This window comes from Variovorax sp. GW821-FHT10D07 (assembly GCF_059415325.1).
Map to the genome: position 1 here is coordinate 504,977 of NZ_JBWKMZ010000003.1, position 23,666 is coordinate 528,642.

The following is a 23,666-nucleotide window of genomic DNA, read 5'->3' on the forward strand; positions in this document are numbered from 1 at the left end:
GGATGGGCCGTGAGGGCAATTTCCGCCGCGGCTGCGGCGAACGGGTGGCCCGACTATAGTTTTGCTTCCCCGGCCTGCGGCGCGAGCGCGCCGCGCGAAAGCTCCCCATGCATCTGTCCAACTGGCTCCTCTTCTGCGGCGTGACCCTGCTCGTCGCCTTCACGCCCGGCCCCGCGGTGCTGCTGGCGGTGTCGAACTCGATGTCCGTGGGGCCGCGCCGCGCGATGATCAGCTCGCTGGGCAATGCGACCGGGCTCTTCATGGTGTCGGCCGCCGCGATGGCCGGGCTGGGCGTGGTGCTCTCGACCTCGGCCCATGCCTTCATGGTGCTGAAGCTGGCCGGCGCGGCCTACCTGATCTACCTCGGCATCAAGCAGTGGCGCAGCCAGGGCAGCGTGTTCGCCGACCTGCAGGGCGCCTCGGCGGCGGGCTCGCCGCGTTCGAGCTGGCGCCTGTTCGGCCATGGCCTGACGGTGGCGCTGACCAACCCGAAGAGCATCCTGTTCTTCTCGGCGCTGTTCCCGCAGTTCCTCACGCAGGACGCGCCGATCGCCACCCAGTTCGCGGTGCTGACCACCACCTTCGCGGCCGCCTCGGTGCTGTCGCATGCCTTCTATGTGCTGCTGGCGCGCCTGCTGCGCAAGCAGCTGTCGGACCCGCGCCGCACGCGGCTGTTCAACAAGGTCTCGGGTGGCGCCTTCGTGCTGCTGGGGCTGAGCCTGCTGCGGTTGCGCAACAAGACGGCCGCTTAATCCAGGCCGAAGCGCTCGCGCAGCGCGGCGCAGAAATCGGCCGTGCCGCTCAGCGAGAGGGCCAGGGTCTCGAAACGCGCATCGTCGCGCGTGTGCTGCAGGTCATAGTCCCACACCGCTCCCTCGTCGAGCGCGCCGCGCGCATCGGGAAAGGCGGCCTCGGCCCAGGCCAGCACGCGGTCGATCTCGGCTTGCACTTCGCCCAGGCGCTCGGGCGCGACCGAGGCCATCGCATCGAAGCTGCCATGGCCGTCGGCGTCCTCGCTGTAGTCGAAGTCGAGGTAGCGCAACTCGCCGCTCATGCCGTCGCCCTCGCAGCGGCCAGGCCGCTGAGCACCGCGCCCTCGAGCGTGGCGGGGTAGGGGCCTGCGACATAGTCGCCGCAGGCCAGCAGGCCGGGCGCGATGGTCGCGGGCGGACGGGCCAGCCCGGGCGTGCAGGCAAAGGTCGCACGCTTCTCGACCACGGTCTGCACCACCTGCAGGCTGGCCTGGCCCAGTTGCGCGGCGGCCTGCGCGAGCGCCTGCGTCTCGAGCAGCTCGCGCGGCGTCTCGTTGGCGCTCACGACCATCGCGAGCACGCCCGGCAGGCCGCAGAGCCGTTCCTTGTCGAACACGAACTGGGCCGGTGCCGTGGCCGGGTCGCTGCGCAGCGCGAGCATCGGTTCGGCCAGCGGCGTGGCGCCGCGCAGGTAGATCGTGGCGATGGCCTCGAAGCGCAGTGCTTCGGTGCTGGCGCACCAGGCCTCGGCCGGCAGGCCGCTGGCGCGCACGAGCCGCGCGGCATCCCAGGGCGCGCAGGCCAGCACCACGCGGTCGAAGGCTTCGCCGTCGACGCGCCAGGCCTTCGCCTCGGGTGCGATCGCGCGCACGCGCTGGCCGATGCGCAGGCTTGCGGCATGCGCGCGCAGCCAGGCGAGCGCCGCATCGGGCAGCAGCGCGCCGAGGTCGGCGCGCGGCAGCAGCAGGTCGGCGCCGCCGCTGCCGCTGAACAATGCGTCGTGGAGCACGCGCAGGAAGACCTGGCCGCTCGATTGCGCGACGGGCGTGTTGAGCGCCGAGACGCACAGCGGCTCGATCAGCTCCTGCATCACGCGCGGCGTGAGGCCCGCGCAGAGCTCGGCCACGGTGGTAGATGCGCCGCAGCGAAAGCCCTTGAAGCGCCAGCCGATCGCGGTGCGCAGCAGCGCGGACTTGTCGCGCCAGGTCCAGCCGCGCGCCTGGAAGATGCCCACCAGCAGGTCGAGCGGCGCGGGCAGCCGCGGCAACTGCAGGCCGCCGCCATCGGCGAAGCGCAGCGACAGCGGCAGGCGCAGCAGCGCCCGTTCGGGATCGACACCGACGTCGCGCATCAGCTGCAGCGTGGCGTTGTAGGCGCCGATCAGGATGTGCTGGCCGTTGTCGAGCGCCATGCCGTGCATGTCGTCGACGCGGCGCGCGCGGCCGCCGGCATGGGGCGCGGCCTCGAACAGGGTGACCGCGTGGCCCTGGCGCACGGCCTCGACCGCGCAGGCCAGGCCGGCCCAGCCGGCGCCGACGACCGCCAGCCTCACAGCCGGCCCAGCGCCTGCACCTTCCAGGCCAGCCACAGCTTGCGTACGGGCGTGAGGCTCACGCGCTGGTTCAGCACCTGGAAGTCGTCGCGCTCGATCTCGCGCAGCAGGGTGCGGTAGATGCTGGCCATCATCAGGCCGGGCTTCTGCGCGCGGCGGTCGGCCGCGGGCAGCAGCGCCAGCGCCTCGTCGTAGGCGGCATGGGCGCGCTGGGCCTGGAACTTCATCAGCGCGACGAAGCGCTCGGAATGCACGCGGTTGAGGATCTCGTGCGCCTTGACCTCGTGCTTCTGCAGGTCGTTGACCGGCAGGTAGATGCGTCCGCGCAGGGCGTCCTCGCCCACGTCGCGAATGATGTTGGTGAGCTGCAGCGCGAGGCCGAGCTTGTGCGCGTAGGCGGTGGTCTGCGCCTCGGTCTGGCCGAAGATGCGCGCCGCCACCTCGCCCACCACGCCCGCCACCAGGTGGCAGTAGCGCGCGAGGCCGGGGAAGTCGAGGTAGCGGGTCTGCTCGAGGTCCATCTGGCAGCCCTCGATGACCTGGTCGAGCTGGCGCGCCTCGATGCCGTAGGCGGCCACGTGCGGCATCAGCGCCTGCATCACCGGATGGCGCGGCGTGCCCGCGAAGGCCTGGGCCACCTCGGTGCGCCACCAGGCGAGCTTGGTGGCGGCCACGCCGGGGTCGCTGACCTCGTCGACCACGTCGTCGACCTCGCGGCAGAAGGCGTAGAAGGCGGTGATGGCCGCGCGCCGCGGCTTGGGAAGGAACAGGAAGGCGTAATAGAAACTGCTGCCCGAGGCGGCGGCCTTGTCTTGCACGTATTGCTCGGGATTCATCGGGAGGGCGCTGCGTTCATGGGCCGTGATTGTCTCCGCATCCGCAGCGCCTTCCAGAGCAGCACGGGGGCATCGGCCTTGCCGATCGTGGGCCGCTGCGTGAAGCTGTCGAAGCCCAGGTCCTCGATCTTGTCGAGGATGCGCAGGCCGCCCTGCACGACCAGGCGCAGCTCCCAGCCGGCGCGCCCCGGCAGGCGGTGCACCAGCGGCGCGCCCTGGTGCATCAGCTCGCGGGCCCAGAACGACACCACCGAGATCAGGTTGATCGCCTCCTGCGGCGGCGGGTAGGCGGGCGACAGCGGCGCGAACACCTTGAAGTGCTGGCGCGTGAAGCCGCGCCGGGCGCAGTCGGTCAGCGGGAAGTAGAAGCGTCCGCGCGGCAGGTCCACGCTCGGGTCCTGCCAGAAATTGATGAGCTGCAGCGCGCTGCAGATGGCGTCGCTCTGCGCGAGCGAGGGCGCGTCGTGCACGCCGTACAGGTGCAGCAGCAGCCGGCCCACGGGGTTGGCCGAGCGGCGGCAGTAGTCGAGCAACTCCTCGCGGTCGGCGTAGTCGCTGCCGTCGCGGGTCTTCACGATGTCCTGCATGAAGGCGTCGAGCAGGTCGGCCAGCAGCGTCTCGGGCAGGCCGAAGGTTTCGATGTTGTGGGCCAGCGGGCCGAACACCCCGGCCCAGCGCCCGGCCGGGTCGACCCGGCCCTGGGCCGCGTCGGCCAGCGCGGCGCGGTAGGCGTGCAGCTCGGCCAGCCGCTGTGCGGGCGTGGCCTGGCCCTCGTCGGCGATGTCGTCGGCCGTGCGCGCGAAGTGGTAGATGGCCGCGATCGGCGCGCGCAGCCGCGGCGGGCACAGCCACGAGGCCACGGGAAAATTCTCGTAGTGCGTCGGGGCGGCGGCGGCGAGGGGGGGAGGGGGCGTCTGGGACACGCTGCGATTGTCAACCAGCACGGCTATGCTCCCGGCGTCCCCACTCTCGATTCTTGCCCCATGAATGCACCGGCCAGGACCTCCACCGCGCAAGGCGACGCGGCGCACCCGGCCGGCAAGGGCCTGGTCGTGATCGCGGCGCTCGGCGTCGTGTTCGGCGACATCGGCACCTCGCCGCTGTACGCCTTCAAGGAAACGCTCAATCCCGAGCACGGCGTGCCGTTCTCGCCCGACGCGGTGCTCGGGCTGCTGTCGCTGATCTTCTGGGGCCTGCTGTTCGTGGTGACGCTCAAGTACGTGGTGTTCGTGCTGCGCGCCGACCACGACGGCGAGGGCGGCATCCTGGCGCTGCAGGCGCTGGCGCGCAATGCCGCCTCGCGCATCGGCGCCAAGCCCTGGCTCGGCCACCTGATCGGGCTGCTCGGCCTGGTGGGCGCGGCCATGTTCTATGGCGACAGCCTGATCACGCCGGCGATCTCGGTGCTGTCGGCGGTCGAGGGGCTGGAGGTGCGCGCGCCGATGCTCGAGCGCGCGGTGCTGCCGATCACGGTGGTGATCCTGATCGCGCTGTTCGCGGTGCAGAAGAAGGGCACCGGCGCGGTCGGCAAGGTGTTCGGGCCGGTGATGCTGCTGTGGTTCGTGGTGATCGGCGTGGCCGGGCTGCTGCAGGTGCTGGCCCAGCCGCAGGTGCTGGCGGCGCTCGATCCGCGGCGCGCCGTGCTGTTTTTGGTCGAGCACCGGCTGCAGTCGCTGGCGGTGCTGGGGGCGGTGTTCCTGGCCTTTACGGGGGGCGAGGCGCTCTATGCCGACATGGGCCACTTCGGCGCGCGGCCGATCCGGCTCGCCTGGCTGTTCATCGCGCTGCCGGGGCTGGTGCTCAACTACTTCGGCCAGGGCGCGCTGGTGCTGGCCAACCCGGCGGCGATCGACAACCCCTTCTTCCGGCTCTTTCCGGCCTGGGGCGTGCTGCCGATGGTGCTGCTGGCCGCGATGGCGACGGTGATCGCCTCGCAGGCCGTGATTTCGGGTGCCTTCTCTCTCACGGCGCACGCGATGCGCATGGGCTACCTGCCGCGCATGCGCGTGATCCAGACCTCGGGCACGGCCATCGGCCAGATCTACGTGCCGACCGTCAACTGGCTGCTGATGGTGGGCGTGCTGCTGCTGGTGCTGGGCTTCCGCAGCTCGAGCGCGCTGTCGGCGGCCTACGGCATCGCGGTGTCGATCACGATGGTCACGACCACCCTGCTGGCCGGCATCGTGGCCTGGGGGCTGTGGCGCTGGAACAAGCCGGCGGTGGCGCTGGGCGTGGCGGCCTTCGCGGCGGTCGACCTGACCTTCGTGGTCGCCAACAGCCTCAAGGTGGCCGAGGGCGGCTGGCTCACGCTGGCGGTGGCGGCGGGCGTGATGCTGCTGTTCACCACCTGGGCCAAGGGGCGGCGCCTGGGGCTGGAGGCGGCCGCGGCCGAGAGCCTGCCGCTGCGGCCTTTCTTCGAGTCGCTGGCCCACCACATGCCGCACCGGGTGCAGGGCACGGCGGTGTTCCTCAACGTCAACGTCACGTCGGTGCCGCATGCGCTGCTGCACAACCTCAAGCACAACCAGGTGCTGCACGAGCAGGTGATCGTGCTGCGCGTGCTGCCCTGCGACACGCCGCGCGTCGACGCGCGCCTGCGCATCGAGGCCGAGTCGCTGATGACCGGCATCTGGGTCGTGACCGCGCGCCACGGCTTCATGGAACGGCCCGACGTGCCCGAGTTCATCCGCATCCTGGCCTACCAGAAGACGCTGGCGATCGACTCGATGAAGACCTCGTACTTCGTCTCGCGCGCCTCGGTGGGCGAGGAGAACCTGCCGGGCCTCAACCCGATCCGGCGCGCGCTGTTCGGCTGGCTGCAGCGCAACGCGGGGCGCGCCTCGGACTACTTCGAGCTGCCCGACAACCGGCTGGTGGAGATGGGCCAGCGGACCTGAGCGCCGGAGCCGCCTCCCGCCGGCGTTAATGACCGGCGGGTAATTGACAGCGGTTCACGTTTACCCTAGATTACTAACCGGTGGGTCATTAAAGACCCGGTTCGTTCCTTCCAGGGTGTCTCATGACCGCCTCCCAATCCATCTTCTCGCTCGACCGCGCGGCCGCCTGGCTGCTGGTTCCCGCCCTCGTGGCCCTGGCCGCCTGCTCGCCGTCCAAACCCGCGGAGGAACCGGTCCGCGCGGTCAAGCTGGTGACCGTGGGCACCAGCGAATTCGATGCCCAGCCCGAGTTCTCGGCCGAGGTGCGGGCGCGCGTCGAGTCGCGCCTGGGCTTCCGCGTGGCGGGCAAGATCACGCGCCGCCAGGCCGAGCTCGGCCAGCGCGTGCAGGCCGGCCAGGTGCTGGCCCAGCTCGATCCGCAGGACTACCGGCTGGCCGCCGAGGCCGCCCGTGCCCAGCAGGCCGCAGCGCTGACCAACCGCGACCTGGCCGCGGCCGACCTCAAGCGCTACCGCGAGCTGCGCGAGCAGAACTTCATCAGCGGCGCCGAACTCGAGCGCCGCGAATCGACCTGGAAGGCGGCGCAGGCCCAGCTCGAGCAGGCGCAGGCCCAGCTCTCGTCGCAGGGTAACCAGGCCAACTACACGACGCTGGTGGCCGACGTGGCCGGCGTCATCACCGCCATCGAGGCCGAGCCGGGCCAGGTGGTGCAGGCCGGCACGCCGGTGGTGCGGATCGCGCAGGACGGCGCGCGCGACGTGGTGTTCGCGGTGCCCGAGGACCGCGCGGGCCTGATCAAGCCCGGCTCGGCGGTCGCGGTGCGCGGCTGGTCGGGCGGCGAGGAACTGCAGGGCCAGGTGCGCGAGGTGGCGGCCAGCGCCGACGCCGTGACCCGCACCTTCACCGTGAAGGTGGCGATCGATGCCGCGAGCGCGCCCGCGCTCGGCGCCACGGTCTATGCGCGGCCGCAGGCGCTCGCGCGCAGCGGCCCGGCCGTCGTCAAGCTGCCGACCAGCGCGCTGCGCCAGGAAGGCAAGGGCACGGCCGTGTGGGTGCTCGACAAGTCGACCATGACCGTGCGCTCGCAGCCGGTGCAGGTGGCGACCGCCGACGGCAACGAGGCCGTGATCGGCGCCGGCGTCACGCCCGGCATGCAGGTGGTGGTGGCCGGGGTGCACGTGCTGTCGCCGGGCCAGAAGGTCACGATCTACCAGCCGCGTGAAGCGGCGGCGGGCGGTGCGGACGCGGGCAGTGCCACGCAGGGCGTCGCGCCCGTGGCCGCCAACAAGAAGGAGATCGCAGCGGGTGCCGGCAAATGAGCGGCGCTGACAAGGCGAACCACGGCGCCGAGCCGGGCGCCCGCGCGGGCGGCTTCAATCTCTCGAAATGGGCGCTCGACCACGCGCCGCTCACGCGCTACCTGATGCTGGTGCTGATGCTGCTGGGCGCCTTCGCCTACTTCCAGCTCGGGCAGGACGAGGATCCGCCCTTCACCTTCCGCGCGATGGTGGTGCGCACCTACTGGCCCGGCGCCACGGCGCAGCAGGTGGCCGAGCAGGTCACCGACAAGCTCGAGCGCACGCTGCAGGAGGCGCCGTACGCCGACAAGATCCGCAGCTACTCCAAGCCCGGCGAGTCGCAGATCATCTTCCAGATCAAGGACTCCTCGAAGGCGAGCGAGGTCGCCAACGTCTGGTACACGGTGCGCAAGAAGATCGGCGACATGCGCGGCACCCTGCCCGCGGGGGTGCAGGGGCCGTTCTTCAACGACGACTTCGGCGACGTCTACGGCGTGATCTACGCGCTCGAGAGCGAAGGCTTCAGCTATGCCGAGCTCAAGACCCTGGCCGACGACGTGCGCCAGCAGCTGCTGCGCGTGAAGGACGTGGCCAAGGTCGACCAGTTCGGCGTGCAGGACGAGAAGGTCTTCATCGAGATATCCCAGAAGCGCCTGGCGCAGCTGGGCCTCGACTTCAACGCCGTGCTGCAGCAGCTCGGTTCGCAGAACGCGGTCGAGAGCGCCGGCACGATCCAGTCGCCGCTCGACGTGGTGCAGGTGCGCGTGGGCGGCCAGTTCACCAACGTCGACCAGCTGCGCGAGATGCCGATCCGCGGCAGCTCGGGCAACCAGCTCAAGCTCGGCGACATCGCCGAGATCCGCCGCGGCTACATCGATCCGCCCGCGGTCAAGGTGCACCACCAGGGCAAGGAAGTGATCGCGCTGGGCGTGTCGATGACCAAGGGCGGCGACATCATCGCGCTGGGCAAGGCGCTGCGCGCGGCCACCGCGAGCATCGACAAGCAGCTGCCGCTGGGCGTGAAGCTCGCGCAGGTGCAGGACCAGCCGGTCGCCGTGGCGAGCTCGGTCAACGAGTTCGTGCGCGTGCTGATCGAGGCCGTGGCCATCGTGCTGGCGGTCAGCATCATCTCGCTGGGCCTGCACAAGGGCGGGCGCTTCGGCTGGTACATCGACATGCGTCCGGGCCTGGTGGTGGCGATCACCATCCCGCTGGTGCTGGCCGTGACCTTCCTGGCGATGAACTACTTCGGCATCGGGCTGCACAAGATCTCGCTGGGCTCGCTGATCATCGCGCTGGGCCTGCTGGTGGACGACGCGATCATCGCGGTCGAGATGATGGTGCGGAAGATGGAGGAGGGCTACGACAAGGTCCGCGCCGCCACCTTCGCCTACGACGTGACGGCCAAGCCCATGCTCACCGGCACGCTGATCACCGCCGCGGGCTTCCTGCCGATCGGCATCGCCAAGTCGGTGACCGGCGAATACACCTTCGCGATCTTCGCCGTGACGGTGATCGCGCTGGTGCTGTCGTGGATCGTCTCGGTGTACTTCGTGCCGTACCTGGGCACCTTGCTGCTCAAGGTCAAGCCACACGATCCCGACGCGCCGCCGCACGAGCTGTTCGACACGCCGTTCTACAACGCCTTCCGCCGCGCGGTGAACTGGTGCGTGCAGCACCGCTGGCTGACCATCGGCGCCACCGTGCTGATCTTCGCGCTCGGCATCGTCGGCATGGGCAAGGTGCAGCAGCAGTTCTTCCCCGACTCGAGCCGGCCCGAGATCCTGGTCGACATCTGGTTCCCCGAGGGCACCTCGTTCCAGGCCAACGAGGAGGTGGCGAAGCGGGTCGAGCAGCGCATCCTGAAGGAAGCGGGCGTGAAGACCGTCAGTACCTGGATCGGCTCGGGCGTGCCGCGCTTCTACCTGCCGCTGGACCAGGTGTTCCCGCAGTCCAACGTCTCGCAGCTGATCGTGCTGGCGAGCGACCTCAAGGTGCGCGAGACGCTGCGGCTGTCGCTGCCCGGCCTGCTGGCGCAGGAATTCCCCGAGGTGCGCGGCCGCGTGAAGCTGCTGCCCAACGGGCCGCCGGTGCCGTATCCGGTGCAGTTCCGCGTGATCGGCACCGATCCGGCGCAGCTGCGCGCGCATGCCGACGAGGTCAAGGCCGTGCTGCGCGAGAACGCCAACATGCGCGGCGTGAACGACAACTGGAACGAGTCGGTGAAGGTGATCCGCCTCGAGGTCGACCAGGCCAAGGCGCGCGCGCTCGGCGTGACCAGCCAGGCCATCGCGCAGGCTTCGCGCACCATGTTCAGCGGCACCACCGTGGGCCAGTACCGCGAGAACGACCTGCTGATCGACATCGTGCTGCGCCAGTCGGCCGACGAGCGCGAAGCCATCTCGGACATCGGCAACGCCTACCTGCCGACGGCCTCGGGCCGCTCGATCCCGCTGACGCAGATCGCCAAGCCGGTGTTCACCTGGGAGCCCGGCGTGATGTGGCGCGAGAACCGCGACTACGCGATCACCGTGCAGGGCGACGTGACCGAGGGCCTGCAGGGCGCGACCGTGACCGACCAGCTGCTGCCGAAGCTGCGCGAACTCGAGGCCGGCTGGCACGCGGCCGGGCAGGGCGCCTACCGCATCGAGGTGGCGGGAGCCGTGGAGGAGAGCAGCAAGGGCTCGGCCTCCATCGTGGCCGGCGTGCCGATCATGCTGTTCCTGGTGTTCACGCTGCTGATGCTGCAGCTGCACAGCTTCAGCCGCTCGCTGCTGGTGTTCATCACCGGCCCCATGGGCATCGCCGGCGTGGCCGGTGCGTTGCTGGTGCTGAACCGGCCCTTCGGCTTCGTCGCGCTGCTCGGCGTGATCGCGCTGATGGGGATGATCCAGCGCAACGCCGTGATCCTGATCGACCAGATCGAGCACGACCGCGCGGCCGGCGTGCCGGCCTGGGACGCCATCGTCGAGTCGGCCGTGCGCCGCCTGCGCCCGATCGTGCTGACCGCCGCGGCCGCCGTGCTGGCGATGATCCCGCTCTCGCGCAGCGTGTTCTGGGGCCCGATGGCGGTCGCCATCATGGGCGGGCTGATCGTGGCGACGGTGCTGACCTTGCTGGCGCTGCCGGCGATGTATGCGGCGGCGTTCCGGGTCAAGCGCGAGGAGGCGCAGCCCGCGGCACCGAGCGGGCCGGAAGCGGCCCCCATTCATGTTTAAAATCCGAAGCTGACCGATTTCAAGCGGATGGTCTTTGGCACCAGGGATGACCGAGGTGCCGGAAGGCCGTCCGCTTTTGCATTCACCTGAAAGATTGGCATCGCGCGGGTGGCGAAATTGGTAGACGCACCAGGTTTAGGTCCTGACGTTCGCAAGAACGTGCCGGTTCGAGTCCGGCCCCGCGCACCAGCCTCTGCTATGTAGACCGTTCTATCGAGCAGCGAGAAAGCCTCCGTTCCGCAGGGATCGGAGGCTTTTTTCGTGGGCTACCAGTCGTTGCTGCCGCCGCCGCTATCGCTGCTGCTGCTGCTCGAGCTGTCGCTGCTGTCCCACGAGCTCGTGTCCTTGATGCCGAAGTCCTTGTCCACGAAGCTGCGGTCGTACGAGGGTTCCGGGTCGGGATCGGACGACGACCACGGGCTGCGGCTGCTGCGGTGATGGTGGTGGTTGAAGATGTTCACCGTGGTGCCGCGCTGCTCGTCCGCGTGATCCTGGATGACCCGGCGCAGCACTTCGCCCACGACCACGGTACCGACCACCGCACCGACCGCGAGCGCTTCCGTGAGGTTCGGGCCCTGGCTCGGTACCGGCGCGGGCGGGAACTCCCGATCGCCGTCCGTCGCGGGCGTGCCGTAGCCCATCGACGAATCGCTGAGGGGCCGCGAGAACCGGCGCGAGCGGGGCGCGGAGGGCTCCGTGGGCTCGAGAAGGTCGACGGCGCGCGCACGCCGCCGGAAGAAGACCTGCGCGACGAGGGCCAGCGCGAGGATGCCGGTCGCCGCCAGGGCAATCGGTCCCCAGGCGATCTTGCTGTCCGGCGGGAAGTAGTCGTTCGGCGAGGGCAGGCTCGAGGGCATCGCCGGCGCGGCGGGCAATGCGGCGGGCACGGGCTCGGGCTGGATTTCGACCGGCGCCTCCAGCTTTCGTTCGAGCTTGGCGACCGATTCGGCCTTCGCGAACTCGAGGCTTGGCGACAGCTTCCTGGCCCGCGCCAGCGCCTCCCGTGCGTCGTCGAGCCGGTCCTGCATCGCCAGCAGCTCCGAGTGGACGAAATGGGCCTTCGCACTGCGGGGATGGCTCTTCAGCACCTTCTCGATCATCGTGTTGGCGGCGTCCATCCGGCCCTTGCTCGCCGCTTCGTAGATCTGCTGGATGGTTGGCACCTTCGCCGCCTGTGCGTCGCCGGTCTTCGCCTGGGCCGCCAGCGGAAGGGCGAACACGAGGGCGGCGGCAAGGGCCAGGCTGAAGGCGGCGAGCAATCGCTGGAGCATCGGGTTTCCTGTGGGCAATGGCGAACCGGTCGCCACTGTAAGCGCGAAACCGGGGGCCATCCGGCCTGCCGTCCGCGGCCTCCGCGCATCGACTTCGGGGCATGCCCAAGGGAGCCTGTTCCGGCCGATTAGAATCTTGGGTTGCCCGGTTTTACGCGCTGCATGCGCGTGCCTCCGCATCAATCCCGCCAGCGCGTGTAAGTCCTTGATCTGTATTGATAAAAACGATGCAGGCCCCGCGTGGCAGCCCCCTCACAAGGAAGACATCATGACCGTGACCGTTGAAACCCTCGAGAAGCTCGAACGCAAGATCACGCTGACCCTGCCGGTCGGCATCATCCAGTCCGAAGTCGATTCGCGCCTCAAGAAGCTCGCGCGCACCGTCAAGATGGACGGCTTCCGTCCCGGCAAGGTGCCGATGAACGTCGTGGCCCAGCGCTATGGCTACTCGGTGCAGTTCGAGGTCATGAACGACAAGGTCGGCGAGGCCTTCTCGCAGGCCGCCAACGAAGCCAAGCTGCGCGTGGCCGGCCAGCCCCGCATCACCGAGAAGGAAGGCGCGCCCGAAGGCGAGCTGTCCTTCGACGCCGTGTTCGAGGTGTTCCCCGAGGTCAAGATCAACGACCTGTCGGGCGCCGAAGTCGAGAAGCTGTCGGCCGAAGTGGGCGACGACGCGATCGACAAGACGCTGGACATCCTGCGCAAGCAGCGCCGCACCTTCGCGCAGCGCGCGCAGGACGCCGTGGCCCAGGACGACGACCGCGTGACCGTCGACTTCGAAGGCAAGATCGACGGCGAGCCCTTCCAGGGCGGCAAGGCCGAGGACTTCCAGTTCGTGGTCGGCGAAGGCCAGATGCTCAAGGAATTCGAAGACGCCGTGCGCGGCATGAAGGCCGGCGACAGCCGCACCTTCCCGCTGTCGTTCCCGGCCGACTACCACGGCCAGGACGTGGCCGGCAAGCAGGCCGACTTCCTCGTCACGCTGAAGAAGATCGAAGCCTCGCACCTGCCCGAAGTCAACGAGCAGCTCGCCAAGTCGCTCGGCATCGCCGACGCCACGGTCGAAGGCCTGCGCGCCGACATCAAGAAGAACCTCGAGCGCGAGGTCAAGTTCCGCCTGCTGGCGCGCAACAAGAACGCCGTGATGGACGCGCTGGTGGCCAACGCCGAGCTCGACCTGCCCAACGCCAGCGTGCAGTCCGAAGTCAACCGCATGATCGAAGGCGCGCGCGCCGAGCTCAAGCAGCGCGGCATCAAGGACGCCGACAAGGCCCCGATCCCCGAGGAAGTGTTCCGTCCCCAGGCCGAGCGCCGCGTGCGCCTGGGCCTGGTGGTCGCCGAGCTGGTGCGCGCCAACAACCTGCAGGCCAAGCCCGAGCAGATCAAGGCCCACATCGACGAGCTCGCCTCGAGCTACGAGAAGCCGGCCGACGTGGTGCGCTGGTACTTCAGCGACAACAACCGCCTGGCCGAAGTCGAGGCCGTGGTGATCGAGAACAACGTGACCGATTTCGTGCTCGGCAAGGCCAAGGTCGCCGAGAAGTCGGTGTCGTTCGACGAACTGATGGCGCAGCAGCAACAGGCCTGATCGCCGCCTCGGCCCGGGACGCCATGGGGCTTGTGCTTTGCGGCACGAGCCCCATTTCACTCAGGCGTACAGTTCAGATTGACGACAGCGAACGAACCCTTCTCCGGAGCAAATTCATGAGCGCACAGGAAATCCAAGGCCTCGGCATGGTCCCGATGGTCATCGAGCAATCGGGCCGTGGCGAACGGTCCTACGACATCTACTCGCGGCTCCTCAAGGAACGCATCATCTTCCTGGTGGGCGAGGTCAACGACCAGACCGCCAACCTCGTGGTGGCCCAGCTGCTGTTCCTCGAGAGCGAGAACCCCGACAAGGACATCTCGTTCTACATCAACTCCCCGGGCGGCAGCGTCACGGCCGGCATGGCGATCTACGACACCATGCAGTTCATCAAGCCCGAGGTCTCGACCCTGTGCGTGGGCTTCGCGGCCAGCATGGGCGCGTTCCTGCTCGCGGCCGGAGCCAAGGGCAAGCGCTTCTCGCTGCCCAACTCGAAGATCATGATCCACCAGGTGCTCGGCGGCGCCCGCGGCCAGGCCACCGACATCGAGATCCATGCGCGCGACATCCTGCGCACCAAGGACCAGATGAACCGCATCCTGGCCGAGCGCACCGGCCAGCCGCTGGACAAGGTCAAGTCCGATACCGAGCGCGATTACTTCCTGACGGCCGACGAGGCCAAGGACTACGGCCTGGTCGACCAGGTCATCGCCAAGCGCCCCTGAGCGGGGTTCGGCGCGCCGGCGTCGCGATGCCGGAGGCGCCAAAAAGGCAACAACGGCGTTTTCCACACGGGAAACGCCGTTTTTGTTTCGTTATCATTGTCCAAACCCGTTACGAGGCACCTGTCCATGGCCGAGAAAAAAGGCACTTCCAGCGAAAAAACGCTCTACTGCTCGTTCTGCGGCAAAAGCCAGCACGAGGTGAAGAAGCTGATCGCGGGTCCTTCGGTCTTCATCTGCGACGAGTGCATCGACCTCTGCAACGAGATCATCCGCGACGAACTGCCGGCCGGCGAGGAAGCGCGCGAGGCGCGCAACGACCTGCCGACGCCGCTCGAGATCAAGACCAACCTCGACAACTACGTGATCGGCCAGGAGCCGGCCAAGCGCATGCTGTCGGTGGCCGTCTACAACCACTACAAGCGCCTGCGCCACAAGGAAAAGGCCAAGGGCGAGGACGTGGAGCTCAGCAAGAGCAACATCCTGCTGATCGGCCCCACGGGCTCGGGCAAGACGCTCCTGGCGCAGACGCTGGCGCGCCAGCTCGACGTGCCCTTCGTGATGGCCGACGCCACCACGCTGACCGAGGCCGGCTACGTCGGCGAGGACGTCGAGAACATCATCCAGAAGCTGCTGCAGAGTTGCAACTACGAGGTCGAGCGCGCGCAGCGCGGCATCGTCTACATCGACGAGATCGACAAGATCTCGCGCAAGTCCGACAACCCCTCGATCACGCGCGACGTGTCGGGCGAGGGCGTGCAGCAGGCGCTGCTCAAGCTGATCGAAGGCACCATGGCCAGCGTGCCGCCCCAGGGCGGGCGCAAGCACCCGAACCAGGACTTCCTGCAGATCGACACGACCAACATCCTGTTCATCTGCGGCGGTGCCTTCGCGGGCCTCGAGAAGGTGATCGAGAACCGCACCGAGGCCTCGGGCATCGGTTTCGGCGCCAGCGTCAAGAGCAAGGCCCAGCGCAGCCTCACCGAGGTGTTCCGCGAGGTCGAGCCCGAGGATCTGATCAAGTTCGGCCTGATCCCCGAACTCGTGGGCCGCATGCCCGTGGTGGCCTCGCTGGCCGAGCTCAGCGAGGACGCGCTGGTGCGCATCCTCACCGAGCCCAAGAACGCCGTGGTCAAGCAGTTCACCAAGCTGCTGCAGATGGAGGGCGTGGACCTCGAGATCCGCCCCGCCGCCCTCAAGGCGATCGCGCGCAAGGCCCTGGCCCGCAAGACCGGCGCGCGCGGTCTGCGCTCGATCCTCGAACAGTCGCTGATCGACACGATGTTCGAACTGCCCAATGCCACCAACGTCGACAAGGTCGTGGTCGAGGAATCGACCATCGACGAAAACAAGCCCCCGCTGCTCGTGTACCGCGAGGCAGCCAAGAAGGCCTGAGTGACTCCCCCGCCGGCTCTTCCCCCCGAGATGCCCGGCGTCTTCGACAAAGACTGCGGCCGCGGGCTTGAAATGCCCGTGTCGCCGACCATCTTTGCTTGATCAATCAAAGGATATCCATGTCCGGTCATACCCCTCTGCCCGCCGACGCCATCGATCTGCCGCTGCTGCCGCTGCGCGATGTCGTCGTGTTCCCCCATATGGTGATCCCGCTGTTCGTGGGGCGCCCCAAGAGCATCAAGGCGCTCGAGCTGGCCATGGAGGCCGAGCGCCGCATCATGCTGGTGGCCCAGAAGGCCGCCGCCAAGGACGAGCCCTCGGTCGAGGACATGTTCGAGGTCGGCTGCGTCTCGACCATCCTGCAGATGCTCAAGCTGCCGGACGGCACGGTGAAGGTGCTGGTCGAAGGCCAGCAGCGCGCCCGCGTGAACCGCATCGATGACGGTGAAACCCACTTCTCGGCCAACGTGACGCCGGTGGCGGCGCCCGAGGGCGGCGAGAAGGGCACTGAGGTCGAGGCGCTGCGCCGCGCTGTGATGCAGCAGTTCGACCAGTACGTGAAGCTCAACAAGAAGATTCCGCCCGAGATCCTGACCTCGATCTCGAGCATCGACGATCCGGGTCGCCTGGCCGACACGATCGCCGCGCACCTGCCGCTCAAGCTCGACAACAAGCAGGCGGTGCTCGACCTCGACGACACCAAGGCACGGCTGGAGAACCTGTTCGGCCAGCTCGAGCGCGAGGTCGACATCCTCAACGTCGACAAGAAGATCCGTGGCCGCGTGAAGCGCCAGATGGAGAAGAACCAGCGCGACTTCTACCTCAACGAGCAGGTCAAGGCGATCCAGAAGGAGCTCGGCGAAGGCGAGGAGGGCGCGGACATCGAGGAGATCGAGAAGAAGATCAAGCTCGCCAAGATGCCCAAGGACGCGCTCAAGAAGGCCGAAGGCGAGCTCAAGAAGCTCAAGCTGATGTCGCCCATGTCGGCCGAAGCCACCGTGGTGCGCAACTACATCGACGTGCTGGTGGGCCTGCCCTGGGCCAAGCGGACCAAGATCAAGCACGACCTCGCGAATGCCGAGGCGGTGCTCAACGCCGACCACTACGGCCTCGAGAAGGTCAAGGACCGCATCCTCGAGTACCTCGCGGTGCAGCAGCGTGTCGACAAGGTCAAGGCGCCGATCCTGTGCCTCGTGGGCCCGCCGGGCGTGGGCAAGACCTCGCTCGGGCAGTCGATCGCCAAGGCGACCGGCCGCAAGTACACCCGCATGGCGCTCGGCGGCATGCGCGACGAAGCCGAGATCCGTGGCCACCGCCGCACCTACATCGGCGCGCTGCCGGGCAAGGTGCTGCAGGGGCTCAGCAAGATCGGCACGCGCAATCCGCTGTTCCTGCTCGACGAGATCGACAAGCTCGGCACCGACTTCCGCGGCGACCCGTCGAGCGCGCTGCTCGAGGTGCTCGATCCCGAGCAGAACCACACCTTCGGCGACCACTACGTGGAAGTCGACTTCGACCTGAGCGACGTCATGTTCGTCGCCACCTCGAACTCGATGAACATCCCGCCGGCGCTGCTGGACCGCATGGAAGTCATCCGCCTCTCGGGCTACACCGAGGACGAGAAGACCAATATCGCGATCAAGTACCTGCTGCCCAAGCAGCTGAAGAACAACGGCGTGAAGGAAGAGGAACTGCTCGTCACCGAGGAGGCCGTGCGCGACATCGTGCGCTACTACACGCGTGAAGCCGGCGTGCGTTCGCTCGAGCGCGAGCTCTCGAAGATCTGCCGCAAGGTGGTCAAGGGCCTGCTGCTCAAGCAGATGACGCCCAAGGTCACCGTCACCGGCGAGAACCTCAACGACTTCCTCGGCGTGCGCAAGTTCACCTTCGGCCTGGCCGAGAAGCAGAACCAGGTCGGCCAGGTGGTCGGCCTCGCCTGGACCGAGGTCGGCGGCGACCTGCTGACGATCGAGGCCGTGACCATGCCCGGCAAGGGCGTGATCAGCCGCACCGGTTCGCTGGGCGACGTGATGAAGGAATCGGTCGAGGCCGCGCGCACGGTGGTGCGCAGCCGCTCGCGCCGCCTGGGCATCAAGGACGAGGTGTTCGAGAAGCGCGACATCCACATCCACGTGCCCGACGGCGCCACGCCCAAGGACGGCCCGAGCGCTGGCGCGGCGATGACCACGGCCTTCGTGTCGGCGCTCACGGGCATCCCGGTGCGCGCCGATGTGGCGATGACCGGCGAGATCACGCTGCGCGGCGAGGTCACGGCGATCGGCGGCCTGAAGGAAAAGCTGCTGGCGGCCCTGCGCGGCGGCATCAAGACGGTGCTGATCCCCGAGGAGAACGCCAAGGACCTGCAGGACATTCCCGAGAACGTGAAGAACGGCCTCGAGATCGTGCCGGTCAAGTGGATCGACAAGGTGCTCGAGATCGCGCTCGAGAAGCTGCCCACGCCGCTGTCCGACGAAGAGGTCGCGGCCTCGGCGGCGGCCGTGGCCGAGATCGCGAAGCAGCGCGAGTCGCAGGCTTCGGAAGGCTCGGTCAAGCACTGAACGACACGATCATGAAATTCGGGGGGCTCGCCTTGCGAAACCCCGAAAATCTGGTCTATAATTCAAGGCTCGAAACGCGGGAATAGCTCAGTTGGTAGAGCGCAACCTTGCCAAGGTTGAGGTCGAGAGTTCGAGACTCTTTTCCCGCTCCAGTTTTGAAAAAGGGAAGCAACAGCTTCCCTTTTTTTCGCTAGTTCGATTTCGTTTTTTCTGCGTGGCGCGATAGCAAAGCGGTTATGCAACGGATTGCAAATCCGTCTAGTCCGGTTCGACTCCGGATCGCGCCTCCACACTTCTCCCGTTGAACAGCTTCGATGATCCCAGGCCCCGCCAACCGACGTTGACGGGGCTGTTTTCATTTGGGGTATCGTCGTCATTCAACCCGGGGCCCGGATGGTGAAATTGGTAGACACATCGGACTTAAAATCCGCCGCTTCCTTAATCGGGGCATACGGGTTCGACCCCCGTTCCGGGCACCACATCTAACAAGGGAGCATTCAATGCCTCGCTACAACGCTCCATTCGAAATTCATGTGCATGGCGACGTGGCCCTGCGTTCGGACGTCGGTTTCGACCAGATCCAGGAAGCGCTGAAGCCACTGTGGAAATACGCGGGCGCCAAGTCGCTCGCCGACGGCGCCGCCAGCTCCTACGAGGAAGAACCCGGCATCCGCTTCGAGCCCAAGGACCACATGCTCCAGATGTGCTGGACCGTGGCCGGCGACGAGGACTTCCGCCAGGCGCTCGACGAGATGTGCATGGCCCTGAACGAACTCTCCGAGCGCGGCGCGGCCATCGAGGTCACCTTCTACGACACCGACTTCGACGAGGAAGAGGGCGACCCCGACGAGGAGTCGCGCGACGACTTCGTGATGCTGTTCGTGGGCCCGAATCCGGCCGCGATCATGCAGGTGCAGCGCGACCTGCTGGTCGAGGACGTGGTGAACCTGATGGAGCGCCACTTCGACGGTTCCGAACTCGGCGGCGTGGTGGCCGAGATCGACCGTCTGTTCAGCGACCGCTTCGATGCCCTGGTGAATTCGCTCGAGATCGGCAAGCGCCCGCGCGGCACCGGCGGTACCGGTGGCGGCGGCAGCAGCGGCCATGGCGGCGGACGCCGCCCGCGCCACCTGCACTGAGCGCCACACGCCTGCCACGCGGCGCCACCACCATCCGCCGCATGGCAGCGCTCTTTCCTTCTTCCGCCCTCAACGCCGGCGTGCGCAAGCGCGAGGTGTTCGGCTGGGCCATGTACGACTTCGCCAACTCGGGCTACACGACCGTGGTCATCACGGCCGTGTTCGCCGCCTATTTCGTGGGCGGCATCGCCAAGGGCGCGCCCTGGGGCCCGTTCGCCTGGACCGTGGCGCTCAGCATCTCCTACGCGATCGTGATGTTCACGATGCCGGCCATCGGCGCCTGGGCCGACCTGCGCGCGGCCAAGAAGCGGCTGCTGGCGATCACCACCGTGGGCTGCGTGATCGGCACCGCGGCGCTGGCGCTCTCGCCGCGCTTCTCGGGCGCCACGGGCGTGGCGGTCGCGATGCTGCTGATCGTGGTGTCGAACACCTTCTACTCCTACGGCGAGTCGCTGACCGGCGCCTTCCTGCCCGAGCTCGCGACGCCCGAGGGTATGGGCAAGGTCAGCGGCTGGGGCTGGGCTTTCGGCTATGTCGGCGGCATGCTGGCGCTGGGCCTGTGCCTGGCCTACGTGCTGTGGTCGCAGGCCCGCGGCCTGCCGGCCTCGCACTTCGTGCCGGTGACGATGCTGATCACCGCCGCGATCTACGGCACGGCCGCCTGCGCCACCTTCGCGCTGCTGCCCGAGCGCGCCAAGCCGAGCGCGCGGGCTCTCGGCGACGCCAAGGCGCCGGGCGCCTGGCAGCAGCTGCGCTCCACCTTCCGCCAGGCGCGCGCCTACCGCGACTTCATGACCCTGCTGGCCTGCACCGTCTGCTACCAGGGTGGCGTGGCGGTGGCCATCACGCTGGCCGCGATCTATGCCGAGCAGGTGATCGGCTTCGTCGCGAGCGAGACCATGGTGCTGATCTTCGTGCTCAACATCGCAGCGGCGCTCGGTGCCTTCGGCTTCGGCTACGTGCAGGACCGCATCGGCCACAAGACCTCGCTGGCCGTCACGCTGGTGGCCTGGATCGCGGTCTGCGTGATCGCCGCGCTGGTCACGACCAAGGGCGGCTTCTGGTGGGCCGCGGCCATCGCGGGCCTGGCGATGGGTTCGAGCCAGTCGGCCGGCCGCGCGATGACCGGCTACTTCGCGCCGCCGGCCCAGATGGCCGAGTTCTTCGGCCTCTGGTCCTTCGCCACGCGGCTCGCGAGCATCGTCGGCCCGCTGGCCTACGGCGCGGTCACCTGGCTCACGGCCGGCAACCAGCGCATCGCGATCCTGTCGACCGCGGTGCTGTTCGTCGCCGGCCTGTTGCTGCTGTGGCCGATCGACGTGCGGCGCGGCCGCGAGGCCGCGCTGCGAGGGCAGGGGTAGTTCTCAGGAGCCGTTGAACAGGCTGTTGTTGGTGATCGGCCAACCCACGGCCGGCGCGTAGCGGATGGTCCAGTTCGCCGGGTTCTTCACGCGCGCTGCGAAGGCGGGCAGGTCCGAGCGGTCGAGCGATCCGGTGTAGATCGCGTTGGTCTGGTTCGCCGGGCTGACCGTGAACGAGAAGGCGGTGCCTGCCGTCGTGAGCGCGTCGGGGATGGTGCCCGCCGCGCCGCCGAGCGTCAGGCTCGCAAGGTAGTTGCCGACCGCGGTGATCTTGCCCGCGGTGCCCACGCCCAATCCATCGATGGTGCCGCCCTGGAAGGCATAGACCGTCTCCGACTTGCCGATGCCGCCGGGCGAGCCGAGCGTGGTGCCCTTGTCGGCGATCGGGTTGCCCGTCACGTCGGTCTGGATGGTCACGATCGTGCCCGCGGGCAGGTTGCGGTCGGCGGTCCAGACGAAGGCCGTCTCGTTCGTGATGTCGGTGAATTCGAGCGCGCCGGCCTTGCGGTCGCGGTCGGTGAAGGTCACTTGGGTGCCGCCGTTCACGGCCTTGAGCAGCACGAAGGCGTAGGCATCGGGTGCTTCTGCATTGCCCGCCATGAACAGCAGGTCGCCGGCCACCAGCTGCGTCGGCGCGCCGGCCGTGACGAAGCTCAGTTCGGTCGCGCTGCTGATGCCCGCATAGGCATTGCCGACCGGATCGGTGATCGCGTTGGCATCCACCGTCAGGTAGTAGCCGCTGTCGCCGGCGAGCTTGGCGCTCGGCACCAGCGTCAGCACGTTGAACGCCAGTTGCACGCGCGCGGCGGCACTCTTGGCGTTGAAGGTCTCGACCACGCTGCCGTCGGCCTTGTGCAGCACGATGTTGCCGGCGTCGAGGCGGATGGCTTCGTTGAACGAGAGCGAGATCGAGGTGTCGAGGTTCACGCCGACACGGCCGGCGGCCGGTGCGGCGACCTTGAGCTGAGGTCCGGTGGTGTCGACCCAGGGTTCGCCGAGACGCACGACGAAGCCGTCGAACTTCTGGTCGGCCGGGTCGAGGTCCTTCGAGGCTTTGGTCTGGCCGGGCCACACGGTGTCGCCGTTGTCCAGCAGCAGCTGGACCTGCGTGCCCGCCTTCACCGGACCCGGTACTTCGACCGTCGATTCGAAGCTGCCGCCCGTGGCCTTGCGCAATGCCTCGAGGTCGTTCGAGAGCTCGACCGGTGCGCTCGACGGATTGCCGTTCCATGCGAACAGCGCGAAGTTGCGGTCCACGTCGGGGCTGGCGGCGCCCGCGGGGCCGGCAACGATCAGGTAGTTGCCGTCGGTGCCCTTGTCGATCGAGCGGATGCCGCGGCCGCCCAGTTCGAGTTCGATCGGTGCGCCGAAGGTGGCTTGCGTGGCCGTCCCTCCGACCAGCGCGGCGTAGTTCTGCACCGGCACGATCAGCGCCTTGGCGCGCGTCGAGCCGCCGGTCTGCGGCGCCCGGAAGCCCAGCCATAGCGCGCTGTCGTTCGGTGCGCTGGTCATGCCTTCAACCGAGAAGCCGTCGACCCGCTCGGGCACGACGCCGGCGCCCGCCGAAACGGCGAAGCCGAAGTGGTTGGCACCGAGGCCGTGGCCGTTGGAGACGTCCCAGGCGACGAGCTGGGCTTCGAGGGCCGAGAACTGGCCGACATAGGTGAAGGTGGTGGCGGCGCCCGTGCCCGAGACCTTCACGGCGAACAGGTGCGAGCGGTCCGGCGCATCGCCGCCGTCCTTCTTGTTGCTGTTCGAGCCCGTGAGGTACAGCGTATCGCCGATCCGCACGCCGGCCTCGAGGTCGAGCTCCTTGCCGAGCTTCGGCCCATCGGTCTCGTAGCTCCATTCCTTGACCGCAGCGCCGCCGGCACGCGGGTACACGCGCAGCACGTTGGCCTCGTCGTCGGCCACCAGCATGAAGCCGTCGGGCAGCGCGAAGGCGGTGGAGGCGTCCGAGGAACCTTCGGTGGTGCCGGCGTTGGGCGTGAAGGTGGCGCTCGACACGAGCTGCGGCGCCGGCGGGGGCGCAGGCGGCGGCGGCGCCGTGGCGGGCGGCGGAGGCGGCAGGAAGCCGACGAAACCGCCGTCGCTACCGCCGCCACCGCAGGCGGCCAGCATCAGCGAGAGGGCGCTGGCGAGCAGCATGGGTTTGAAGGGAATGCGGGTCGAGCGAAGCGGAGTGGGCGTTGTCATGGTGCGCGTTGGTTGTTCTGAACAAACCGCGCATGCTGGTACTTTGGGATGACATTTCAGTGAAACACCGAGGTGCTTCACGGTAAAGACGCGATGTCAGAACGAAGACTGCCGCAGCGACTTCGGTACCTTGTAGCGTTCGCCGTCGTAGCGCAGCGTCACCGAATTGAAACGCGCGGGCAGTGCCTTCTCGACGCAGCCCTGGTCCTCGGACGCCTGTGCGCGGCTCTGCACGACGGTGCGCGACAGCATCAGGTCGGCATAGCCGTTGCTCGCGGCCTTGCCCACCGACAGCATGGTGCGCAGTTTCTCGAAATGTCCGGCGCAGGCCGAGGCATCCCATTCGCCGCTCTCGCGATCGAGCTCGATCTCCTGCAGCACCTGGCGCAGCTTCGAGCCCTGCTGCACGTAGAGGCGCAGCGTCTCGCTCGCGGCGCTGGCGGTGCCGACGTCGCGGTAGCGCACGCGCAGGCCGAAGGCGCGGGTGTCGCTCGCGAGCACGTAGCGCGAGGTGTCGATGCGCACGTCCTGGATCAGGTTGTGGCGGTCCTCGTCGAGCGCCTCGGCCTGGAACAGCCGGCCGATGACGGTGTCGCGCTCGGTGTTGCCGTTGTCGGGGCGCTGGATCAGCAGCACCTCGAGGTCGTAGACCTTGGCGCCGTTGTCGCTGGTCTCGCGCGGCATCGGCAGCACGACGATGCTGCGGCCCGGATAGGCCGGCCAGGGCTTGCAGGCGGCCAGCCGCTCGTCGAGCGGACGGTGCGGATGCAGCTTGGCGTGCATGCGCTCGGCCAAGCCGCTCTCGCAGGCCGCATGGCCCGCGCCGGCCGCGAGCAGGCCGGCGAGCAGGAGGGCGAGGTGGCGCAGCGGGCGCATGGAACGG

Annotated in this window: 17 protein-coding genes and 4 tRNA genes; 14 read left to right on the plus strand and 7 right to left on the minus strand. The window is 68.3% G+C overall.

The window, feature by feature from the left end; genetic code table 11:
* Positions 1–107 precede the first annotated feature (107 nt).
* Positions 108–752, plus strand: a complete 645-nt coding sequence (locus AC07PU_RS12730) for a LysE family translocator (RefSeq protein WP_093344238.1) — start codon at positions 108–110, stop codon at positions 750–752.
* On the opposite strand, the gene AC07PU_RS12735 is transcribed toward AC07PU_RS12730, so the two are convergent.
* From AC07PU_RS12735 to hpnC, 4 genes are read right to left on the minus strand one after another with little or no spacing between them, the layout of a single operon-like run.
* Positions 749–1,054 carry a hypothetical protein gene (locus AC07PU_RS12735; protein ID WP_495317870.1) on the minus strand — a complete coding sequence of 102 codons (306 nt, stop codon included), beginning with the start codon at positions 1,052–1,054 and terminating at the stop codon, positions 749–751. The two genes, AC07PU_RS12730 and AC07PU_RS12735, sit on opposite strands and share 4 nt — an antisense overlap.
* Positions 1,051–2,304 (minus strand): hydroxysqualene dehydroxylase HpnE, encoded by a 1,254-nt coding sequence (gene hpnE, locus AC07PU_RS12740; protein ID WP_495317872.1) that lies wholly within the window; start codon positions 2,302–2,304, stop codon positions 1,051–1,053. The genes AC07PU_RS12735 and hpnE overlap by 4 nt, the downstream gene beginning before the upstream one ends.
* Positions 2,301–3,140 carry a presqualene diphosphate synthase HpnD gene (gene hpnD, locus AC07PU_RS12745; protein ID WP_093344234.1) on the minus strand — a complete coding sequence of 280 codons (840 nt, stop codon included), beginning with the start codon at positions 3,138–3,140 and terminating at the stop codon, positions 2,301–2,303. Before hpnD ends, hpnE begins: the two co-directional genes overlap by 4 nt.
* On the minus strand, positions 3,137–4,081 hold the full coding sequence (gene hpnC, locus AC07PU_RS12750; RefSeq protein ID WP_495318300.1) for a squalene synthase HpnC: 945 nt from the start codon (positions 4,079–4,081) through the stop codon (positions 3,137–3,139). Before hpnC ends, hpnD begins: the two co-directional genes overlap by 4 nt.
* 42 nt (positions 4,082–4,123) lie before the next feature.
* Between hpnC and AC07PU_RS12755 the strand changes: the two genes are divergently transcribed.
* The 4 genes from AC07PU_RS12755 to AC07PU_RS12770 all read left to right on the plus strand — a co-directional run bounded on the left by AC07PU_RS12755 (position 4,124) and on the right by AC07PU_RS12770 (position 10,742).
* Positions 4,124–6,037 carry a potassium transporter Kup gene (locus tag AC07PU_RS12755; RefSeq protein WP_495317874.1) on the plus strand — a complete coding sequence of 638 codons (1,914 nt, stop codon included), beginning with the start codon at positions 4,124–4,126 and terminating at the stop codon, positions 6,035–6,037.
* Positions 6,038–6,159: 122 nt separating this feature from the next.
* Positions 6,160–7,356, plus strand: coding sequence for an efflux RND transporter periplasmic adaptor subunit (locus tag AC07PU_RS12760; RefSeq protein WP_495317875.1), 1,197 nt, complete (start codon positions 6,160–6,162; stop codon positions 7,354–7,356).
* Positions 7,353–10,553: an efflux RND transporter permease subunit gene (locus AC07PU_RS12765; RefSeq protein WP_495317877.1), complete on the plus strand. Its 3,201-nt coding sequence runs from the start codon at positions 7,353–7,355 to the stop codon at positions 10,551–10,553. The genes AC07PU_RS12760 and AC07PU_RS12765 overlap by 4 nt, the downstream gene beginning before the upstream one ends.
* A gap of 102 nt (positions 10,554–10,655) precedes the next feature.
* Positions 10,656–10,742: transfer RNA gene (locus tag AC07PU_RS12770), tRNA-Leu, on the plus strand.
* A gap of 77 nt (positions 10,743–10,819) precedes the next feature.
* Here AC07PU_RS12770 and AC07PU_RS12775 read toward each other — a convergent pair.
* On the minus strand, positions 10,820–11,824 hold the full coding sequence (locus AC07PU_RS12775; RefSeq protein WP_495317879.1) for a tetratricopeptide repeat protein: 1,005 nt from the start codon (positions 11,822–11,824) through the stop codon (positions 10,820–10,822).
* A 268-nt stretch (positions 11,825–12,092) separates the two neighbouring features.
* Here AC07PU_RS12775 and tig point away from each other — a divergent pair, with 268 nt between their 5' ends.
* The 9 genes from tig (at position 12,093) to AC07PU_RS12820 (ending at position 20,587) form a co-directional block, all read left to right on the plus strand.
* Positions 12,093–13,412, plus strand: a complete 1,320-nt coding sequence (gene tig, locus AC07PU_RS12780) for a trigger factor (protein ID WP_208508958.1) — start codon at positions 12,093–12,095, stop codon at positions 13,410–13,412.
* Between the two features lie 116 nt (positions 13,413–13,528).
* On the plus strand, positions 13,529–14,137 hold the full coding sequence (gene clpP, locus AC07PU_RS12785) for an ATP-dependent Clp endopeptidase proteolytic subunit ClpP (RefSeq protein WP_093344225.1): 609 nt from the start codon (positions 13,529–13,531) through the stop codon (positions 14,135–14,137).
* 126 nt (positions 14,138–14,263) lie between these two features.
* Positions 14,264–15,529 (plus strand): ATP-dependent Clp protease ATP-binding subunit ClpX, encoded by a 1,266-nt coding sequence (clpX, locus tag AC07PU_RS12790; protein ID WP_093344223.1) that lies wholly within the window; start codon positions 14,264–14,266, stop codon positions 15,527–15,529.
* A gap of 119 nt (positions 15,530–15,648) precedes the next feature.
* Entirely contained in the window at positions 15,649–18,087 is a 2,439-nt protein-coding gene (gene lon, locus AC07PU_RS12795) for an endopeptidase La (RefSeq protein ID WP_093344222.1), read from the plus strand.
* 76 nt (positions 18,088–18,163) lie between these two features.
* Positions 18,164–18,239 (plus strand) — tRNA-Gly (locus tag AC07PU_RS12800).
* A 64-nt stretch (positions 18,240–18,303) separates the two neighbouring features.
* Positions 18,304–18,377 (plus strand) — tRNA-Cys (locus AC07PU_RS12805).
* A 97-nt stretch (positions 18,378–18,474) separates the two neighbouring features.
* Positions 18,475–18,566 (plus strand) — tRNA-Leu (locus AC07PU_RS12810).
* Between the two features lie 21 nt (positions 18,567–18,587).
* Positions 18,588–19,226 carry a DUF6806 family protein gene (locus tag AC07PU_RS12815; RefSeq protein WP_093344220.1) on the plus strand — a complete coding sequence of 213 codons (639 nt, stop codon included), beginning with the start codon at positions 18,588–18,590 and terminating at the stop codon, positions 19,224–19,226.
* Between the two features lie 41 nt (positions 19,227–19,267).
* The gene (locus AC07PU_RS12820; RefSeq protein ID WP_495317883.1) at positions 19,268–20,587 is read left to right on the plus strand and encodes an MFS transporter; all 1,320 of its coding nucleotides are present in this window, start codon (positions 19,268–19,270) and stop codon (positions 20,585–20,587) included.
* 3 nt (positions 20,588–20,590) lie between these two features.
* On the opposite strand, the gene AC07PU_RS12825 is transcribed toward AC07PU_RS12820, so the two are convergent.
* Positions 20,591–22,783 (minus strand): Ig-like domain-containing domain, encoded by a 2,193-nt coding sequence (locus tag AC07PU_RS12825; protein ID WP_495317885.1) that lies wholly within the window; start codon positions 22,781–22,783, stop codon positions 20,591–20,593.
* Positions 22,784–22,879: 96 nt separating this feature from the next.
* Positions 22,880–23,659: a PA3715 family protein gene (locus AC07PU_RS12830; RefSeq protein ID WP_495317887.1), complete on the minus strand. Its 780-nt coding sequence runs from the start codon at positions 23,657–23,659 to the stop codon at positions 22,880–22,882.
* Positions 23,660–23,666: the final 7 nt, after the last annotated feature.

Coding starts and splice junctions, on each gene's coding strand:
- AC07PU_RS12735 (WP_495317870.1), bottom strand. CDS start 1,054: ATGAGCGGCGAGTTGCGCTACCTCGACTTCGACTACAGCGAGGACGCC.
- AC07PU_RS12820 (WP_495317883.1), top strand. CDS start 19,268: ATGGCAGCGCTCTTTCCTTCTTCCGCCCTCAACGCCGGCGTGCGCAAG.
- AC07PU_RS12755 (WP_495317874.1), top strand. CDS start 4,124: ATGAATGCACCGGCCAGGACCTCCACCGCGCAAGGCGACGCGGCGCAC.
- AC07PU_RS12765 (WP_495317877.1), top strand. CDS start 7,353: ATGAGCGGCGCTGACAAGGCGAACCACGGCGCCGAGCCGGGCGCCCGC.
- clpX (WP_093344223.1), top strand. CDS start 14,264: ATGGCCGAGAAAAAAGGCACTTCCAGCGAAAAAACGCTCTACTGCTCG.
- hpnD (WP_093344234.1), bottom strand. CDS start 3,140: ATGAATCCCGAGCAATACGTGCAAGACAAGGCCGCCGCCTCGGGCAGC.
- tig (WP_208508958.1), top strand. CDS start 12,093: ATGACCGTGACCGTTGAAACCCTCGAGAAGCTCGAACGCAAGATCACG.
- lon (WP_093344222.1), top strand. CDS start 15,649: ATGTCCGGTCATACCCCTCTGCCCGCCGACGCCATCGATCTGCCGCTG.
- AC07PU_RS12825 (WP_495317885.1), bottom strand. CDS start 22,783: ATGACAACGCCCACTCCGCTTCGCTCGACCCGCATTCCCTTCAAACCC.
- AC07PU_RS12830 (WP_495317887.1), bottom strand. CDS start 23,659: ATGCGCCCGCTGCGCCACCTCGCCCTCCTGCTCGCCGGCCTGCTCGCG.
- AC07PU_RS12775 (WP_495317879.1), bottom strand. CDS start 11,824: ATGCTCCAGCGATTGCTCGCCGCCTTCAGCCTGGCCCTTGCCGCCGCC.
- AC07PU_RS12760 (WP_495317875.1), top strand. CDS start 6,160: ATGACCGCCTCCCAATCCATCTTCTCGCTCGACCGCGCGGCCGCCTGG.
- AC07PU_RS12815 (WP_093344220.1), top strand. CDS start 18,588: ATGCCTCGCTACAACGCTCCATTCGAAATTCATGTGCATGGCGACGTG.
- clpP (WP_093344225.1), top strand. CDS start 13,529: ATGAGCGCACAGGAAATCCAAGGCCTCGGCATGGTCCCGATGGTCATC.
- AC07PU_RS12730 (WP_093344238.1), top strand. CDS start 108: ATGCATCTGTCCAACTGGCTCCTCTTCTGCGGCGTGACCCTGCTCGTC.